The organism is Caldisphaera lagunensis DSM 15908, from assembly GCF_000317795.1.
In the GTDB taxonomy this organism is placed as follows: Archaea; Thermoproteota; Thermoprotei_A; order Sulfolobales; family Acidilobaceae; genus Caldisphaera; species Caldisphaera lagunensis.
Genome location: NC_019791.1, coordinates 888,388 through 907,267 on the forward strand (window position 1 = coordinate 888,388; position 18,880 = coordinate 907,267).

Here is an 18,880-nt window from a genome sequence, read left to right on the forward strand (position 1 = left end):
AAGAAAAATTAAAATATTTGTATTGCTGAACGTTCAACAAAATTAAGTATATACTTCTTCAATACTACCTAAAACTTCGCTTACAGAATTCTTATAGCCTAATTCATTTAAAGCCTTTGATAATGAAGAATAAGCTATGAGCAAGTTGTTTAATGAAGCTTGGTATCCCATATGGCCTATCCTTGCAACCTTACCTTCTAATTTACCCCAGCTTCCAGCTATCATAACTCCATATTTTTTCCACGTAATTTCCCTCAATTTTTTATCATTAATTCCTTGAGGTAAAAGAAAAGCTGTCACGCTTGGGGAAGAATATCTTTCATCTTCAGGGTACAATTCTAAATTTAAAGATTTAAGAGCATTTAAGGAGGCTCTTTTAGCTAATTCATGTCTTTTATAAACATTTTCTAATCCTTCCTCAAATAACTTATCAATTGATGTATTTAAAGCATATATTAATGTATCATTCATAGTATAAGGGAAGGTTTTATTATAGTCAAACATCTCCTTCCATAAACTTAAATTCATATAATATCCTTGATAATTTACTTTCTTAATTTTTTCCCATATTTCTTCGCTAATTGCCATTATTGTTAAACCAGCAGGTATATTTAATGCCTTTTGAGAACCACCAATTAATATATCTATATTTTGAAATTCAACATTTGTTGTAGCAATACTTGATACTGCATCTACAATCAAATATGAATCATGAGATTTAACAATTTTTGATATTTCATTTAAATTATTTAACATACCAGAGGGAGTATCGCAATGAACTAAGGTTGCTAAGCTAATATCTTTGTTCTTTTCAAATGCTTTGTCAATTTCATTTGGATCAGCTTCCTTTCTCCAATCAAGACCCATGGTTATTGGAATTCCTCTATACATTTTGACTAGATCTTTAAATCCATCACCATAAACCCCATTATCTATAATTAAAACCTTGTCCCCTTCTTTTACTGTATTAGCAACAGCAATTTCTAATCCAAGCATTGCTTCTCCTAACATAATATAGATGTCCCCTTTTTTCATGTTTAATAAATTAAATACCTTTTTTCTCAAATCATTATAAAAATTAATGAAATCTTCATCTAGATCAGTATTTTTAGCCTTTGTTATCATGCTCTTATAGATATCCAAGGAAATTTGTGTCGGACCTGGAGTCATGAGAATCTCATCAGTATAATATTTAATCATGTTCACTCCCTAAATTAAAATAGAATTTAAACTTTAAAATTTTTAGATAAAATTTTTTATCCCTTTATACAAAAAATTAATTGTGTTTAAAATGTGGAAGCTATTTTGCAAAAAATGTGGGTTTGAAGGAGAAGAAGATAAATATTATCCCTTTTGTCCAGTTTGTAAATCATCTCTATATATAAAAGGGGAAAAGCCAAAATTCAATTCTATATTAGGGGAAGGAAACACTCCTTCAGTAAAGGAAAATATAAATGGCTATGAAGTTTATTTCAAAATGGAGTATCTTAACCCTACAGGAAGCTTTAAAGACAGAGGTGTTTCATACAGCCTACAATTAGCCTCATCGTTAAAATATAAATGCGCTGTAGAAGATTCTAGTGGAAATACTGGTATATCAACGGCTGCTTATTCATCTAGGCTTGGATTAAAAAGTAAGATTGTTATACCTAAGACAGCTCCCCAAGGTAAGAAAGCATTATTAAAGTCATTAAATGCCGAAATCATCGAATCTAATACAAGGGATGAAGCTTCTTTAATTGCTGAGGATTTATCAAGGAGCTGTTTTTATGTTTCCCATGCAAGGAATCCATTCTTTATTGAAGGGATGAAAAGTATTGCGAAAGAAATTGAGAAGATTAAACCTAGAGGTGTTATAATACCTTCCTCTAGCTTTTCTCTATTTTTAGGAACATATTATGGATTAAAGGAGATTGGTATAAATGCAAAAATGTTTGCAGTTCAAGGAATTGAAACTGCATCGCTAAAAGAATTTATTGATCCTATTTATGAATCAAAAGGAAAAGAATCTAAGCTTGCAGATGGTTTAGCATTAAAAAAGTCTCCAAGAGGAGAAGATGCAATAAAAGCGTTAAAAGAAAGTAATGGGGGATTAATAGTATTAGATGATGATGAAATAAAATTAGGATTGAAAAAACTTTGGCAAATGGGATATATGGTAGAGCCTACTTCAGCAACATCTTATATAGCATTAATTAGACTTATAGAGTTAAATTATGATGTAAATGATTATGTATTAATGCTAACTGGAAATGGATTAAAGTTTTATGATTTAATTGAAAAAATACTTTAATTTTTATTTTAAATTATTGTTTTTTAATACCTTTGAGCGAAAAGTCTATAAATGATAAATACAATAAGGACATTTAATATATTAATTTTATTAATTAATAATTAAATAAATTGAAAAAGTATATAGAAAAACCTTTAAACAAATTCTCTAATTATATATTGGTGATTCAATTGATAGATCCTGTTTGTGGTATGGAAGTTGATAAAAGCTCAAAATACAAAACATTGTATAAAGGACAAGTATATTATTTTTGCAGTGAAAATTGTTTAAATTCATTTAAAAAGGATCCAGAAAAGTATTTAAAGGAAGGCCCTAAAGGAATGCCTCATTAATTTTATTAAACAGCATATAACCAATAAATTATAGCTACCAAGGGATCATAATGAATAAAAACTATGAAGAAAATAAAGAAGAAAAGAAGGGGCTTAGAATAAACAAAGAACAACAAATAAAAGTAATTGGTATGCATTGTGCAACATGTGCAATAACTGTTTCAAATGCTATCAAAAAGGTTAATGGTGTTGAAAACGCAGAGGTTAATTTAGCAACTGGAGATGCAAAAATAACTGGTAATTTAAGATTAAAAGATGTTGTAAAAAACATAAGGAATTCAGGCTATGATGTTTTAACTCAGAAAATAGTTGGTAAGATAAACATAAACCCTGAAGAAATCACAAATCTTAAAAATTATTTAGAATCAATCGATGGTATAATAGAGGCAAACATTTCTGCAGATGGTCTCTTAAAAGTTGAATTTAATCCACTTTCTATATCAACAAATGATATCATATCATTAATAAATCAAAAAGGTTATAAAATTAATTTAATTGAAAAAGAAATAAAAATTGAAGAATTGGAAAGAAAAGAATTTCATACCATGCTTTCAAGGCTTTTTGTTGCAGTTATTTTCTCTGCAATTTCTTTATTTTTTGAATTCACAGGTTTAAACCTATATGCATTGATAGCATCACTACCTGTTTATTTTTATTCTGGATACACTTATCATAAAGGTTTTATCAGGGCAACAAAAAATAAAAGTGGTAATATGGATACTCTCGTTTCACTATCATCAAGTATTGCATTCTTTTACAGCATTTATGCTTTAATATCAGGTTTACCTATAATAATTGATGTAACAGTTTTACTAATAACATTTGTTTTAATTGGAAAAACGCTTGAATCGTACTTTAAATATAAGCTTTCAATGTCAGTAAAAAGTAGTGTAAATACAAAAGTAAAGAAGATCATTAATAATAAGGAAGTAATTGTTGATGTATCTGAGGTAAATGTTGGTGATACAATAATTTTAAAAAGCGGAGATCAGGTACCTGTTGATGGAATAATTGATGAAGGGATTGTTGAAGTAAATGAATCTGTTTTAACAGGAGAGCCTATACCAGTTAAGAAAGGTAAAGGCCTACCTTTATTTTCAGGATCAACAATTGTTAATGGCTATGCAAAGCTATATGTTACAAGGTCAGGAGAAAATTCTTATATAAATCAAGTGGCTAAATCAATTAGAGAAGCACAGGCAATAAAATTGCCAATACAAAACCTTGTTGATAGGGTTTCTGCTATCTTTGTCCCAATTATTTTAATTGCTTCTATATTATCGTTAATAATATGGCACTTCTTTTTAGGAAAGAGCTTGTTTACATCAATGCTATTTGCAATAGCTGTATTAGCATCTGCTTGTCCATGTGCTTTAGGGTTAGCAACTCCAATGGCTGTTGTAGCAACTATAAATAAATCAGTTAAAAAAGGTATAATAATAAGGAATGGTGAAATATTTAGCAACATAAAAAACTTAGATACTATTGTATTTGACCTAACAGGTACGTTAACTGAAGGTAAAGTCCTTGTTAGATCATATAAAGAATTTTTGCCTAATGCAATCAAAATGGCTGCTAGCGTTGAAAGTCTTAGTAATCATCCAATAGCAAAGGCAATATCAGATCTAAGCAATGAGAAAGAAAAAGTAGAAGAATTTGAGGAATTTGTGGGAGAAGGAGTTTATGGAAAAATTAATGATAACATAGTTATTGTTGGTAGAAAGAGCTTTGTTAAAGAAAATTGCGATTTTAAAGAAATGGATGGAGATATTTTTATATGTATAAATGGAAAATTGGGCGGTATTATAAATATTGGGGATAAATTAAGAGAAGGAATTTATGATTTATTTAATAAATTAAGAGAAAGGAATGTAAATATAATTATCGCAACAGGTAAAGATAATGTTGATTATTTTAAAGAAATAAAGGTTTTTTCTGGCTTAAGGCCTGAGGACAAGGTTGAATTAATAAGAAAATTAAAAGATGAAAATCATTATGTTGCCTTTGTTGGCGATGGAATAAATGATGCTCAGGCCCTTGCAGAAGCAAACATAGGGATTGCTATAAATTCAGGAACTGATTTGGCAAAAACTGCAGGAGATGTAATAATTGGAGATATTAGATTGGTTGATGATCTTTTTGATATATCAAATAAGTTAGAAAATAAAATAAAGCAAAATTTGGCTTGGGCTTTTGGATATAATAGTGTTTTAGTTCCAATTGCTGCTGGAATTTTATATCCAATATTTTATCTACCACCTGAATTTGCAGCATTAGCAATGAGCTTTAGCAGTGTAATAGTTTCATTATGGTCTTATCTTTGATCATATAGTAATACCGGCTACCTTATTAATAGATTGGGGAACTGTTGATGAGAGGATAGCTGCCTATATATGGATATTATTAAGAGAAGGAATGAGCGGTTTTATATGTGGAGAAACTGCATCTGGAAAAACAACAGCATTAAATGCTATTGCAACATTTATAAAACCAACACATAAAATTGTTACAATTGAAGATACTGCGGAAATTCAACTACCTCATCCAAACTGGACAAGGGAGCTTGCTAGAGATACTGGTAGGCCAGAAACTAGCGTTACATTATTTGATTTGCTTAGGGCCGCTTTAAGACAAAGGCCAGATTATATAATTGTTGGTGAAATAAGAGGTGCTGAAGGGGCAATTGCATTCCAAGCAATGCAATGTATAAAAGAAGGGAAAGTAATTTTAGGTGATGAAGCTAAGGAAATAAGAGAACTTTTTACAAACTATAAAAACAAATATGGAAGTATATTGTCAAATGGAAAAGAAATTGTTTATCTAAAGGATAAAATTGAAATACCAGGCTATGATAAAGGTGTTATCAAGAAAGCAAATGTTTTAGCTATTGCAAAAATGCCAAAAGAAAAATTAATAAGAATTACATTAGATGATGGGAATGTTTTTGATGTAACAAGAAATCATAAATTTATAACGAATTTAGGTGAAATAAGCAGTGAACAAATCGCATCCCTATACAAGAATAATGAAATTTTAGTTAAGAGAGTTGAAAACTTTGAGAATAAAATTATAAAAAGAAGATATAAATTTAAAAAAGGTGTTTTAATGTTATCAAGCCCAATTTTTTGGTATCTAACAGGTTTGGTTTTAGGAGGCAAAATATATAGGAAAAAAGGAAGATTTTATATAAAAGAAAAAATTGATGAATCATTTATAAGTTTATTGCCAATTAAAAAAATGAAAAAAAGTAAAGATGTTTATCAACTAGAATTGTATTTCGTTGATTGGCTAATAAAAAATGGATTTATAGAAATTAAAAACAAAAAATAATAAGAAATTGGCCTGAAATAAAAGAAGATGCAATAAAATATTTTCTATTAGGTCTTTTGAATGCAAAAAGTAATAAAAAAGTTGTTTTAATAAAAAAAGGATTTATTGATGGAAAAAACAACTTATTGACGAATTTAGATATAATCAATAATGAATTAAAGTTGAAAATTAATATCAAAATTGGAAAAATAATAATAAATAAGGAAGCAATAAAAGAAATTCAAACAGATGATATCAAAATTGGAAAAATAAAATCATATAAAAATATAAATTTATATTACTTAAGCGTGAAAAAAGAAGAATTTTCTAGGGTCCTTTTAGATTTATGGCTTTCTGGCTATATGTACTCAACAGATTTAGTTTTTTCAAAATATAGATTAATATTTTTAGATAATAGGAAGTATGCAAAAGTAATTAGTGTTGAAGATGGAGGAGAAGAAAATACATATGATTTAGTTCTTAATGGAGCACATTATTATATTGGCTTTAATAATGGATATCCAATACCAATTGAAGATACAGGACATCCAGTTATGGCAACATTTCACGCGGGAGACTTAACTAGACTAATACAAAGATTAACTGGTAATCCAATTAATATACCTAAACCATATATGGATAATCTTAATTTTGCATGGTTCCAGGCATCTACATATTCTAAAACAGGCCTACTCGTTAGAAGACTCTTATCATTATATGAGCTTGTAGGATATGATCCTAATAGCGATCAGGTAAGCGCAATACCAATTTTTAATTGGGATCCAAGCACAGACAAGTTTCTCTTCTCAGGTAAGGGTTCTTCCTATTTATTAGAAGAAAAAATTGCAAGGATGAGAGGTTTAAGCAGAAAAAATTTTGGATTAATATATGATGAACTTGAATATAGAGCTAAATATCTGAGAGAATTGGCTAATAAAAAAATATTTGATTATTATAAGGTTTTTAAAGCAATAACTATAGCCGAATCAATTGGAATTGAAAATGCATTAAAAGAGTTAACATCAGGGAGGCTTAATCTAAATGAGTAAGATTCTAAAAAATATAAGGGGTATTAAGTTAAGTCCATTTAATATAATATCTATTGCTTTAATGTTTTTTGGTTTAATAATTATAATAATTTTTGGTAGAAGATTTTTAATTTATGGCTTTTCTATAATGGGCATAGGAATGCTATTGTTTTTAGCAAATTATTTAAGGAATAGAACTTATATTAAAATAGATTTTGATTTTTTATATGCATTACTTCATATGTATTCAGTATCAACAGGATCACAACCTCCAGGAGTTATTTTAAGGGTAACAGGTGATGGCCCTCATGGAAGGTATTCAAAAGTCTTCAAGAAGGCAGGGGAATTGTCAAAGAAGTGGGGATATACTGTTCCTGAATCAGTTAATTTGATTTCATTAAAGGAAAAAAATAAGGCATTTAAAGAGTTTTTAGAAAGGTTTGCTGTTGTATCATCAGTTGGAGAAGAAATAACACAATTTTTAAAAGTAGAGTTTGAAACACTTAGATTTAATTTTGAAAACATGTATAATAGATCATTAGAATCATTAAATGTATATTATGGTGTTTATACATCAACAATGGTTTCAGTTATCTTTGCTATATCAACTATGCTTATGCTGTCATTTTTCTTCGGAGGCTCAAGTCTAAAAATGATTATACTTGGTTATATCGCCGCTATGTTTATTATTGTTATTTTGGGTGCTCTAGTAATAATAAAGGCCCCAAAGGATTATTTTGAAGCAAAGGCATCAAGAAATCCAACAGCTAGGTTTTCAGATATCTTAGCTTTAATTGGCGTTGTTGTTGGTTCAATTATGTCTTATTATATTATAACGGATGCGGTCAATTATGTAACTATAGGTCTATCATTAATCATAATTGGTTTATTATTAATACCATCAGGATATATAATAAATGATATGGAAAATATAATAAATGATTATGATACCTTTTTCCCTGTTATGATAAGAAGCTTAGGAAACTACTTATCTCAAGTACCAAATTTAAAGCAAGCAATAAAAGAAATGGCAAAGGTTGAGTTGGGTAAACTAAAGGGTTTGCTTAAAAAATTACATTCAACTATTTCATTAGGGGTTGAAAACGATATTGCAATGCAGAAATTTGGGTTGGATACAAATAGCGAGACAATTTATAGAGGATTAAAGATATTTTCAGATTCAGAGAAATATGGAGGTAATTTAATGGACGTAGGTGTAGCAATATCAGATTTCGATAACATGATTTTGTCTCTTAGGCAAAGGAAATTGCAGGTATTTGGAAATTTCTTTTCTGCATTAGTTATAATGCATGCTAGCATAATTGCTATACTAGAATTTATGGCATTAATAACTTATTATTTTAACTCTCTCCTTGTCCCATTAAGCTCAGGTTTATCTTCAACATTTCCAGGATTTATTTCACCTCAACCAGGTATGATAGTATTATTAAACATTGGTGCAATAGCATTTTCAGTAATTTTAGCTGTTATAAATGCATATATATTAGCAATAACAAAGGTTGGAAGTGTTAGATCATTTTATTTATTCTTATCAGTAATGTTTATTTTAACAGGCATTACATTAGTAGGGGTTGATGCAATAACCATGTATATGTTCCATCTGTTCCCTGCATATTCAACCCCTACAATATAAACTATCCTTTTTCACGCAGGTTTTCCCCTAATTACCAACAATTTAAATTCTTTGGTATTTTCCCATCAAGACTGCATATCCTATAACTTTTCCTTTCATTGAGTTTAAAACCTTATTAGCATTTGCTTCCCCTCTTATATCAAGACTTTCAACATTTAGCCCATGCAAAGCAAAATAATATCTATGAAATCCGTGACCCCTTGGAGGGCATGGACCATCGTAGCCTATTTCTCCAAAATCATTCCTACCTTGTTTTCCAACATCAACGTTTTCGTTTTTTGGTATTGCTTCATAAAGAGAATTTATTGAAGAAGGTATATCATAAATAACCCAATGAATGAATGTTTTCATAGGGGCATCTGGATCGTAAACAATTAATGTATAGCTTTTTGCTTCATCAAATTTCCAACTTAATTTAGGGCTTATATTATCTCCTTCACATGTATGTCTCTTAGGTATAACCTCTCCATTTTTGAAACTATCTGAAATAAGAGAAAATTCTTTACCTTCCTTAAATAAATATTCTTTAGCCAAGCTCTCACCCATTTATTTAGTATTTCTAAAAATTATAAATCTGGTCGGTTGAGACAGGTTCTTTCATCAATCAAACCCGTGGTATCTTCATCCCTGTATTCATTTATTTACCTGAATTAAAATATTTTTTCAAAATCAGATTTAACAATCAAAAAAATTAACATTCTGGAACTATACTTATTGAGATAAAACCATCTCTAACTCCATTTTCTTCAATTCTCAACTTGAATTGACTCTCCATTATCTTTAATATATATTTCAAAGAAACAAGAAAATCATAATCATTAAATTCTATTTCAACTTTTTCATCACAATTTTTTATCATCTTTATACTTTCTTGCATAATGCTTATAGGACTTTTATTTCCGCACGCATCCATTTTATCAATTTTTATTTTATTAATTGTCCTCATGGTTCTGTTCCTTTCTTTATTGGAGCACCAACAATATTTCCCCATTCAGCCCATGATCCATCATATACTCTAACTGAAGGATAATTTAACAAATATTTTAGAACAAACCATGTATGAGATGCTCTTTCTCCAATTCTACAATATGTTATTACTTCTTTGTCTTTCTTTATACCAGCATTTTCGAATAATCTTTCTAATTCCTCCTTGCTTTTAAATTCTCCTGTATCAGGATTAACTGCCTGTGACCATGGAAAACTAATAGCTCCTGGAATATGGCCTCCAACCTGTGTTTGCTCATCTGCATATTCAGGAGGTGCCCTTATCTCACCACTAAATTCCTTTGGAGATCTAACATCAACAAGTATTGTTGTCTTTCCTATTTCATTTTTTGTTACTTTTTGTAACAATTCCCAGAAGAATACTCTATGGCTTCCCCAATCAACTTTATTTATTTTATATTTTCCTTCTTTATATTTAGTTTCCTTATCCCCATTTTCAATCGGTAAATCGTCTTTAGCCCATTTTGTTCTTCCTCCATTTAATATTCTAACGTCATCGTGACCATATGCCTTAAATAGCCAAAATGCATACACTGCAAACCAATTGTTATAATCTCCATATAGAATAATGGTAGTATTATTGTTAACTCCCTTTGATTCCATAAGTCTTTCAAATTCTTCAGGCTCTAGGAAATCCCTTAAAACTTTATGCCTTAAATCTTCTCTCCATCTTATCAAAACAGAACCAGGTATATGCCATATATTAAAGGCTGTGTTTGGATCATAGTCAACCTCAATAACTCTAACATTTTCATCTTTCAAGTGATCAAGAAGCCATTTATTATCTACTATTTCCTTTAATTCACCCACATTTATCACCAATTATTAAAAATAAAATTATGGTATTATCTATAATTACATATTTGTTTTTATTTTATCTCTCTATGTATAGATTTCTCTAAAAAAATATAGTTCTCTTAATAAGAAATGCTATAAAGCTTAACAAATTACTATGATAATATAAAACACTTCGTTCTTTTTAATATAATTCCTTTTTTTAAAATAATTGCTATGATTATTATTTTTTAAGGTTATTCGGTTTTCCTTATAAAAAAAATTTAGTTAAAAGATAATTATTCAGAATCAATATTTTTCTATATCCTTTTCATGAAAAATGTGATAAATTAGTCACGTTTTATCTTATATAATGATAGGAAATTATTATGGTCTATACATGATAATCCTTAAACTATGATTATCAAATAATCCATTGAGTGTAAAGTTTTAATTATAGAATTTTAAGAGAAATGTTTTGAAATTAGAGGAAATATAGATCCAAATACTAACACACATGATAAACAATATTATAAGAGATAAAGGTTTTGAATATTGTTGGTTTATAATAGTATTATGGTGAACTATTCCATCCTTATTGATAGTGGATCATTTCTCAATGAGTTTTACTTATCAGGGTAACCTATATTCATTAATACACAGCGTTAGTTCCAATAACGTAAACTGTTTTGTTTCGATCCGTACTGAAAAGGTTAAGCATAGTTAGTTCTTCATGTATGTAAATTTTTCTAAATCTTCGATAACTTGAGTCTCATAATCAGGTAAGCCTATGTTATCATTTTTCTAAATCTTATTATAAGAGAATCTTAAGGAAAGAGTATATTTACTTTATTAACTCCTAAAAGTTAAACATCTTTAAATGCAATTAACAATGAGTGAGGGTGAATAATGGTTTGTAATTGTTAACTCCCCAGTTAACAATGTGTATGCATTGGTTATAAGAAAAATTAATAAATAAACCTTTTACATCGAAATATTTGTACATTAATGAATCGTATTGAAAGAAAAGAGATAAATAATAAAGGTTTTTCAAAATTGTTTTTCTGTATTTAATTAATTATATCATTCGTTACTCTAAATATATAAGAAAAATAAATTATTCTAAAGGTTAAAAATGGAATCAAAATTTTGTATCAATTTACTACTATCTAATCTTAGAGTACCAATAGAAGAATTGTATTTATTTAAAATATCAATATTATTACCATACATCAAGTCTAGTGTTAATAATTCAAATTTTTATCAGGCTTGCAGTTTCAGATTTATAAGAAGTATTAATCATCTCTTAATTAACTAAAGCGTAGTCTTGATATATTTTATATCCTCTAAACCTAGTTTTATAAAAAATTATATTCTGGATTACCAATAACATAAATTTCCTTTTTCTTTATGTTAATCTCACATATTAATTTACATTAAATATTTTTGAATCTTTTAGTTCAGTTTTCAAAAATTTTCGATATATTAAATAGTAGAAAATAATATATACCTTTAAAATAAGGAGTTTAGATTTAGCTTAAAAAGGTAGTATAGTAAAATTAATAGACATGAACATTGTTTCATCCTCCTCACCAGAGAACCCCTTCCGGTGAGGCATGATAATTTACTGTTTTGAGCAATAAATCACAGCAAGATCTTTAGAATGTATACCTTTAGTTTTACATTTATACCCATCATTTTCTAATTTTTTAACCAATGTCTCATGAGAAATATTGGTTTTTCCAGAATGAGATTCAAATATAACTTTTTCAAAATCTAATTTTGAATTGAGAATTACATCAGCTTCGCAACCTTCACAATCCAATTTCTAAAAGATATGGATCTTTAATCATTTTCCTTATATTTTCTATCGAATATATTGGTATTTTAATATCACCTTTATTATTAACTGAAAAGTCATGTGATTTCTCTACATCAAAATTTGAAGGAACTAAAATTTCTCCCTCTTTTGATGCTATTCCCGCATTTATTATCTTGATTTTGTTTTCTAATCCGTTTAACTTAATATTTTCAATTGCAACATTATAAACATTTGGCAATGGTTCAAATGAATAAACGTATTTGCCGCCTTTTAAAGCAAAATAAATAGCTGAATCTCCTACGTTTCCTCCTATATCAACAACTTCTCTACCATTTACATCAATCCCTCCATAATCTTCTAAACAAAAGACCTCATAAATGGAATAATTAATTGGTTCTTTGAACTTTGCATTTAATTGGGGATGATACCATATATTTCCATTTTTCATAAATCCACAGATAGATATAAGAAAAGACAAATACGAGTCTTGAATTACCTCATGGCCATTATAATAAAGTTTTCCATCAGAATTAAAATATAATAGTTTAGGATTAAGAAAGCCATGTTCAACAAGGTCTACCAATCCATAACTACATGGTAACGTGCAAATCCCTGAATTTTTAATAGCTTTCTCGTTTCTAAATTTTACATGAATTAATTCCTTATGTCGTTTTACATTGAGAATCACGCTTATCCAATTAGCGTAAACTTTTCTATAATAATTTATCCGTTTTATTGTTGATAATATGCTCATTAATCTTGCACCTTAATTATTCTATATAAAGAATTTGTTTAACTAGTATAAAAAGCTTAATAAAATTTAAAAAATAAAATTAATAATTCTTATATGATATGTATTCCCAATCTAAAATCTTTTCATTTATTAAGTCTAATGATAGTTAATGCTTATTCATGTAATTCTTACAATCCCATTACGGCATTATAATCTATACTTGTAATACTGCTAAATCACTTTTAGTATTTCCTTTTTGGTTTATTGGCTTGATACTTATATGGTTCACCTTCAAAATCTAAAATAAACGTTATTTGAGGCTATTATTTGATATAAACATAAATCCAGAATTCTTATTAATTGCCTCTAGATAGCCTTTTCTAAGATTAGAAACAAGCTTAAAGCTATCCTATTAATATTTTAAAATTATTTATTCCTTGTTTATTTGGCTTACTCCTTGTTTTTATTTAGCTTTCTCCTCATCAGCAAAGCCTTCATTATTTGGTAAAATTTAAAATCCTTGTAAACTATAAATAAATGGAATTTTGAGGGAGAAATTTTGTGCGGTATAATAGGTATAACTAATAAAAAATGCAATATTGTTGATAAACTTATTGTAGGACTTCAAAGATTAGAGTATAGAGGCTATGATAGCGTAGGAATTGCAGTGATAAATAATGATTCTATAAATTATAAAAAAGGAGCTGGTGATTTACAATCTGTTATGAAAAGGGTAAACCTATCAGATTTAATTGGTTATACAGGAATTGCTCATACAAGATGGGCAACCCATGGAGGAGTTAATGATAAAAATGCTCATCCTCATCTAGATTGCACAGGTAACATAGCAGTTGTTCACAATGGAGTTATAAGAAATTTTGCCTCATTAAAATTTGAATTAGAAAGCAAAGGTCATAAAATAATTAGTGAAACAGATACAGAATTGTTTGCTCATCTGTTGGAAGAAGAAGTAAATAAAAATAACAATTTTATTGAAGCATTAGCAAATGCATTATCCAAAATTGATGGAACTTATTCATTTGGAATATTATATAAAAAAGAAAGCGAAAAAATTTATTTTGCAAAAATGAGATCACCATTAATCATTGGATTTAATGAAAACGTAAAGGCAATAGCAAGCGATTTACCTGCTTTACTTGATATGACAAAGACTGTTTTATTGCTAGAAGATGGAGAATTTGGATATATAAGCCCAACAGGTTTTGAAATTTATAAGTTATTACCTGGAGGAGGGTTTAGAAAATTAAGCGTTGAGGAAATAGCATTAAAAGTAAAAACTGTTGAATTAACACCAGAGGCAGCTAGTAAGGGTGGTTATCAGCACTTCATGATTAAAGAAATTTATGAACAACCTAATGCAATAAGGGAAACATTTGAAGGAAATATTGAGGATCCTGCATTAATAAAAGCAGCTGAAATGATCTCATCATCTAATAGAATTTTTTTGACAGCAGCAGGGACAAGTTATCATGCTTCTTTAGTTTTTTCTAAGATATTAGCAAGGAGAGCCCGGCTTTTTTCATATCCAATAATATCATCTGAGATGAGCTATGTTTCTTCTTCTCTTCAGAGCGATGATCTAGTTATTGCAGTTTCTCAAAGTGGAGAAACTTATGATACATTACAAGCAATAAGAGAAGCTAAAAAAATGGGGGCTAAAATTATAGCTGTAACAAATGTCTTAGGCAGCGCTATAGTTAGAGAATCTGATTTTTCATTATATACTAGGGCCGGACCTGAAATTGGGGTAGCTGCAACAAAAACTTTTTTGTCTCAAATAATGCTCTTGGAAATGCTTTCCTCCTTTATTTCTTATGAAATAAAAACAATAGATAAAGATGAGAAAAATAATATATTAAATTATCTAAAATATGCACCTAATTTATTACAGTCATCATTAGAGGCAAGCGATACCTTAATTCCTTTTTTAATAAACTTTCATAAAAAGAACTCATCATATATTTTAGGTAGAGGATTAGGATCTGCTATAGCAATGGAAGGGGCATTAAAAATTAAGGAAATAACTTATTTGCATGCAGAATCATATCCAGCAGGAGAAAGCAAACATGGACCAATAGCTTTAATTGAAAAAGATTTCCCCGTTTACATAGTTTCTACAAGCGATGCATATGAGATAGCAGGAAATGCGATAGAAATGGCAGCTAGAAATGCTAAAGTAATAGTTGTGAAACCAGCTGATTTGAGATTGGAGTTAAAGGAAGATAAAAGAAATATTTATTTTGCAGAAATGCCCCCCTCAAATAATATCTTGGAATTAGAACCTTTTATTTTAACTCCGTTATTCCAAATACTTGCTTATAGATTAGCTGTTGAGAGGGGTTATAATCCGGATAAGCCAAGGAATTTGGCTAAAACAGTAACTGTTGAGTAGGTGATAAAAATGATTGGAGTAGTGTTAGCTGGAGGGTATGGAAAAAGGCTTTTGCCTTTAACTAAAGAAAAACCAAAGTCTTTTCTAGAAATTGGAGGTAAACAATTGCTAGATTATAGTGTTGAAATTTTGAGAAATGCAGGCATAAGGAAAATCGTTGTTATAGTTCCACCAGGTTATGAAAACATGGCAATTCCAAGAGATGAAGATGTTTATATTGTAGGGCAAAAAGGTGAAGACATAAGAGGGGGAATTTATACAGCTGTTTTAGAAGCTAAAAAGAGGAATGAAGATCAGGTTATGATAGCATATTCTGGTTTTTTAGCAAGCCCAGGCATTGGTAAAGCTGTTATAGATTATTATGCTTCATCAGGATATCCAATAGTCATAGGTGTTTCTTCTGTTTCAACAGGATTGGAAACATATGGATTTGTAACAATTGATTATAGGGGGCAAATAACAAGCTATAACCAGGCTGATGAAAAAACAAGAACATGGTTAAAAAATAGAGGTTATGTATTTGCTGGTTTAATTGTTTCAGATGTTAACCAATTAGAAAGATTATCAAAGGATCAATTTGAAAGTGCAATGGCTATGGTTTCAAAGGAAGGTATAGTTGGAGGTATAATATGGAATAATAAGTGGATTGAAGTGGGATATCCATGGGATTTATTGGATGCATTAAAAATTATTTTAAATACATCTGGAATTAAAATTAACAATACAGCAAACGTTAGCAGATCTGCAATAATTTCTAATGGAGTTGTAATAGATGATTATGCAACAATAGAAGAAGGGGCGATAATTATTGGTCCAGCCTATATTGGTAGAAGGGCGCAGATATTAGCTGGAAGCATAATAAAACCTTATACAAGCATTGAGGAAAATGCAGTTATTGGGGAAAACACAATAGTTTCAAATTCTTTAATTATGAAAGATGCTTATGTAGGAGCATTATCAGAAATAAGGAATTCTGTAATTGGTGAAGGTGCTAAAATTGAAGAAAGTTCCCATCTAATAGAAGGTACCCCAGAAATGTTACCAGATAGACTAAAGGGTATAACAGAATTTCTTGGAGAAGTAAAATTAGGTGCAATAATTGCTCCAAAAGAAAGAATTAATCCATTTACAGTTATAGGTAGTGGAAAAGTTGTTGAATAATTTAATGGAAAATAAATTTATAATTTACTTTTGGTAAATTATATACATTACATTCTCCATTTTTGCAAACAATTTTTGCCTCTACTTCATAATCATAATAATCCATTTCAGCATCTTTGCCATATACGTGAAATTCCAATTCATCAAAGTACTTTTTATCTTCTATATAACTAATTTCCTTGCTTAACATTGGAATAATTGAATTATATTTTACGAATAGAGGAAACTTATCTAAATCATATGTTAAATCATACCATTTGTTTCCTTCATAAATCTTATCTGAAAAGAATTCAAAATATTCACCAGAAGGTAAATAGACTTTCCTTCTATTACCTTCTTGAGTAATAGGGGCAACTAGTAAGCTTTTACCAAAATAATATTCATCATCTATATTATAAGTATTTGGATCATTATGATTTTCAAAAAATAGAGGCCTTATAAGTGGTATTTCTTCTTTAACAGATCTTATTGATTCACTATAAATATAAGGCAACAATTTATACCTTAATTTCAAAATCTTTTTTGTAATTTCCTCGTTATATTTCCATGGCTCTCTTTCACTATTTCCATGAGCCCTAACATGACTTACCATAATTCCTGCTTGCAACCATCTTATGTATAGCTCTTCGCTAGGCTTTCCTATGAATCCACCAACATCAAATGAAGCAAACATACTACCTGATGAATGAAATGATAACAAACCCCTTATAGCTTGCCTTAACCCTTCCCAAGAAGATGGTGTATCTCCACCCCATTGTAATGGATATTGCCAAACACCAGTATAACCTGACCTACCCCATACTATTCCATAACCTTTTGTTTCTTTTGTTGCATCATAAACAGCTTTCATATAATAAAGAGAAAATAAATTATGAAGCTCTTCACCACTTAATCCATTTGATATTGCATCATAAGGAACGCCTTCACCATAATCAGCCTTAATTACATCAGCATATTTTAGCACTTTTTCCTTTAATATATTCTTAAATGTCTCAAATCCTTCCTTATCAAACAAATCAGGAATTCCTGCTTTTTCTATAGTTTGGCAATCAGCTAAAGGAACTGCTTTACCCCCATTTTTTGATTTCATCAATTTATTTTTCATAGCTTCCCAAAGCTTAGTTTCTGGTTCAATATATGGATTTATCCATAAAGACAATTTAAAGCCCATTTCATGCAACTTTTTAATCATTTCTTCAGGGTTTGGAAATGCTTTTTCATCCCATTCTAAATCTATTGTATCGCAACCATATTTATCCCAATTACCCTCCCATGGAGGATCTATGTGAATTACATCTCCTGGATAACCTCTATTTCTTAATTCTTTAGAAACATTTAATACTTCTTCTTGGGTTTTATAAGCACACTTACTTTGCCAAAAACCAAAGCTCCATTTTGGTAATTCGTTACTTGGCTTTCCTGCTATTTTATATAAAGATTTAAATAATTCCTTTACATTCCCTAAAAATAGATATGCATCAAAATAACCTCTAGTTATTATTAATAATCTATCATAAGATGCTTTGCCTAAGTCAAAATAAACTGGTGAAGATGTATTTATTAAAATGGCCCAACCTTTAGGGGACCAAATAAAAGGTATTGGAATATAAGTTGCATAGTTTGGAGTAGAAGGCATATCAGCTGCCCATGTTATGAAATCAAAACCTCTTTTGTTTAAATGCCCAAAATGTTCTCCTAAACCATAAATAGGTTCATTTGGGGATAAAGAAAGAGCAAATGAATAACATGTTTTACCATCTTTGCAAGTTAATAATCCAGTTGTTATTGTTGATTTATTTTCTCCCATTAATTCTGGATCAAATAAAGGGTCAAACCAAGATCTATCTCCTTCTTTTTCTCCAGTTCCCCACTCTTCTAGAATTTTTTCATTATTATAAATGGTTAGTTTTGGTAAAATACTTATTTTAAAACCATTTGTTATAAAGGTTTCATTTGTGTTTCCTTCAATATTGTTTCCAATTCTTATAATACCTTTATCAACTAATGAGAAACATATTTTACCGTAATCTGAATAAATACAACCATCTTTAAAAAATCTTTTTTCATAGGGATGAAAAGATATTGGCTTAAATTTAGTTTCATCAAATTTTAGAGTTGCCATTTTCTTACCCTTAATAGTAATTATTTAAGAAAATAATATTATTTGCTATTTAATATTATTTAAGATGTAGATAATAAAGATTTTAAAATAAAATAATCAAATCTAAATACATTTCCTATAAACAAGAAGATATATTTATTATAGAGAAAAATAAGTATAGCAAAGAATAGACCTCAACATTATTGGCTTTTCTTGTATCAAGATCATTTTTATATATGGAAGTTTGCGTTTAAT

General features: G+C 29.1%; 15 protein-coding genes and 1 pseudogene. 9 read left to right on the plus strand and 7 right to left on the minus strand.

From position 1 onward, the window contains the following. Positions 1–42: 42 nt before the first annotated feature. Positions 43–1,200: a pyridoxal-phosphate-dependent aminotransferase family protein gene (locus tag CALAG_RS04350; RefSeq protein ID WP_015232530.1), complete on the minus strand. Its 1,158-nt coding sequence runs from the start codon at positions 1,198–1,200 to the stop codon at positions 43–45. Between the two features lie 91 nt (positions 1,201–1,291). On the opposite strand from CALAG_RS04350, the gene CALAG_RS04355 reads away from it, so the two are divergent. The 7 genes and pseudogenes from CALAG_RS04355 to CALAG_RS04375 all read left to right on the plus strand — a co-directional run bounded on the left by CALAG_RS04355 (position 1,292) and on the right by CALAG_RS04375 (position 8,616). Continuing rightward, entirely contained in the window at positions 1,292–2,293 is a 1,002-nt protein-coding gene (locus CALAG_RS04355) for a pyridoxal-phosphate dependent enzyme (RefSeq protein ID WP_157463194.1), read from the plus strand. A 170-nt stretch (positions 2,294–2,463) separates the two neighbouring features. Continuing rightward, complete coding sequence (locus tag CALAG_RS07810; protein ID WP_083859938.1) at positions 2,464–2,625, plus strand: YHS domain-containing protein; 162 nt, start codon at positions 2,464–2,466, stop codon at positions 2,623–2,625. A 50-nt stretch (positions 2,626–2,675) separates the two neighbouring features. Further along, the gene (locus CALAG_RS04360; protein ID WP_015232533.1) at positions 2,676–4,949 is read left to right on the plus strand and encodes a heavy metal translocating P-type ATPase; all 2,274 of its coding nucleotides are present in this window, start codon (positions 2,676–2,678) and stop codon (positions 4,947–4,949) included. Between the two features lie 4 nt (positions 4,950–4,953). Beyond that, positions 4,954–5,328: pseudogene (locus CALAG_RS08100) on the plus strand (ATPase, T2SS/T4P/T4SS family); the annotation flags it as partial. Beyond that, positions 5,323–5,955 carry a hypothetical protein gene (locus tag CALAG_RS08045; protein ID WP_342662588.1) on the plus strand — a complete coding sequence of 211 codons (633 nt, stop codon included), beginning with the start codon at positions 5,323–5,325 and terminating at the stop codon, positions 5,953–5,955. The pseudogene CALAG_RS08100 and the gene CALAG_RS08045, both read left to right, overlap by 6 nt. Before the next feature lie 56 nt (positions 5,956–6,011). Beyond that, positions 6,012–6,983, plus strand: a complete 972-nt coding sequence (locus CALAG_RS08015) for a hypothetical protein (RefSeq protein WP_048816745.1) — start codon at positions 6,012–6,014, stop codon at positions 6,981–6,983. Further along, complete coding sequence (locus CALAG_RS04375) at positions 6,976–8,616, plus strand: flagella assembly protein J (RefSeq protein ID WP_015232535.1); 1,641 nt, start codon at positions 6,976–6,978, stop codon at positions 8,614–8,616. Before CALAG_RS08015 ends, CALAG_RS04375 begins: the two co-directional genes overlap by 8 nt. 42 nt (positions 8,617–8,658) lie before the next feature. Here CALAG_RS04375 and CALAG_RS04380 read toward each other — a convergent pair whose 3' ends face one another. The 5 genes from CALAG_RS04380 to CALAG_RS07825 form a co-directional block, all read right to left on the minus strand. Then, complete coding sequence (locus tag CALAG_RS04380; RefSeq protein WP_245529218.1) at positions 8,659–9,150, minus strand: YbhB/YbcL family Raf kinase inhibitor-like protein; 492 nt, start codon at positions 9,148–9,150, stop codon at positions 8,659–8,661. A 157-nt stretch (positions 9,151–9,307) separates the two neighbouring features. Beyond that, a complete protein-coding gene (locus tag CALAG_RS04385) occupies positions 9,308–9,562 on the minus strand; it encodes a hypothetical protein (RefSeq protein WP_015232537.1) in 255 nt (84 codons plus the stop codon). Then, positions 9,559–10,440, minus strand: coding sequence for a sulfurtransferase (locus CALAG_RS04390; protein ID WP_015232538.1), 882 nt, complete (start codon positions 10,438–10,440; stop codon positions 9,559–9,561). Before CALAG_RS04390 ends, CALAG_RS04385 begins: the two co-directional genes overlap by 4 nt. A 1,579-nt stretch (positions 10,441–12,019) precedes the next feature. Then, positions 12,020–12,220 (minus strand): hypothetical protein, encoded by a 201-nt coding sequence (locus CALAG_RS04395; RefSeq protein WP_048816746.1) that lies wholly within the window; start codon positions 12,218–12,220, stop codon positions 12,020–12,022. Next, a complete protein-coding gene (locus CALAG_RS07825) occupies positions 12,210–12,971 on the minus strand; it encodes an FkbM family methyltransferase (protein WP_083859939.1) in 762 nt (253 codons plus the stop codon). The genes CALAG_RS04395 and CALAG_RS07825 overlap by 11 nt, the downstream gene beginning before the upstream one ends. Positions 12,972–13,509: 538 nt before the next feature. Between CALAG_RS07825 and glmS the strand changes: the two genes are divergently transcribed. Together glmS and CALAG_RS04410 are read left to right on the plus strand one after the other, a co-directional pair. Next, on the plus strand, positions 13,510–15,363 hold the full coding sequence (gene glmS / locus CALAG_RS04405; protein WP_015232539.1) for a glutamine--fructose-6-phosphate transaminase (isomerizing): 1,854 nt from the start codon (positions 13,510–13,512) through the stop codon (positions 15,361–15,363). A gap of 9 nt (positions 15,364–15,372) precedes the next feature. Next, positions 15,373–16,524 carry a nucleotidyltransferase family protein gene (locus tag CALAG_RS04410; RefSeq protein ID WP_015232540.1) on the plus strand — a complete coding sequence of 384 codons (1,152 nt, stop codon included), beginning with the start codon at positions 15,373–15,375 and terminating at the stop codon, positions 16,522–16,524. Between the two features lies 1 nt (position 16,525). Here CALAG_RS04410 and CALAG_RS04415 read toward each other — a convergent pair whose 3' ends face one another. Next, entirely contained in the window at positions 16,526–18,646 is a 2,121-nt protein-coding gene (locus CALAG_RS04415; RefSeq protein WP_015232541.1) for a glycoside hydrolase family 31 protein, read from the minus strand. Between the last annotated feature and the right edge of the window lie 234 nt (positions 18,647–18,880).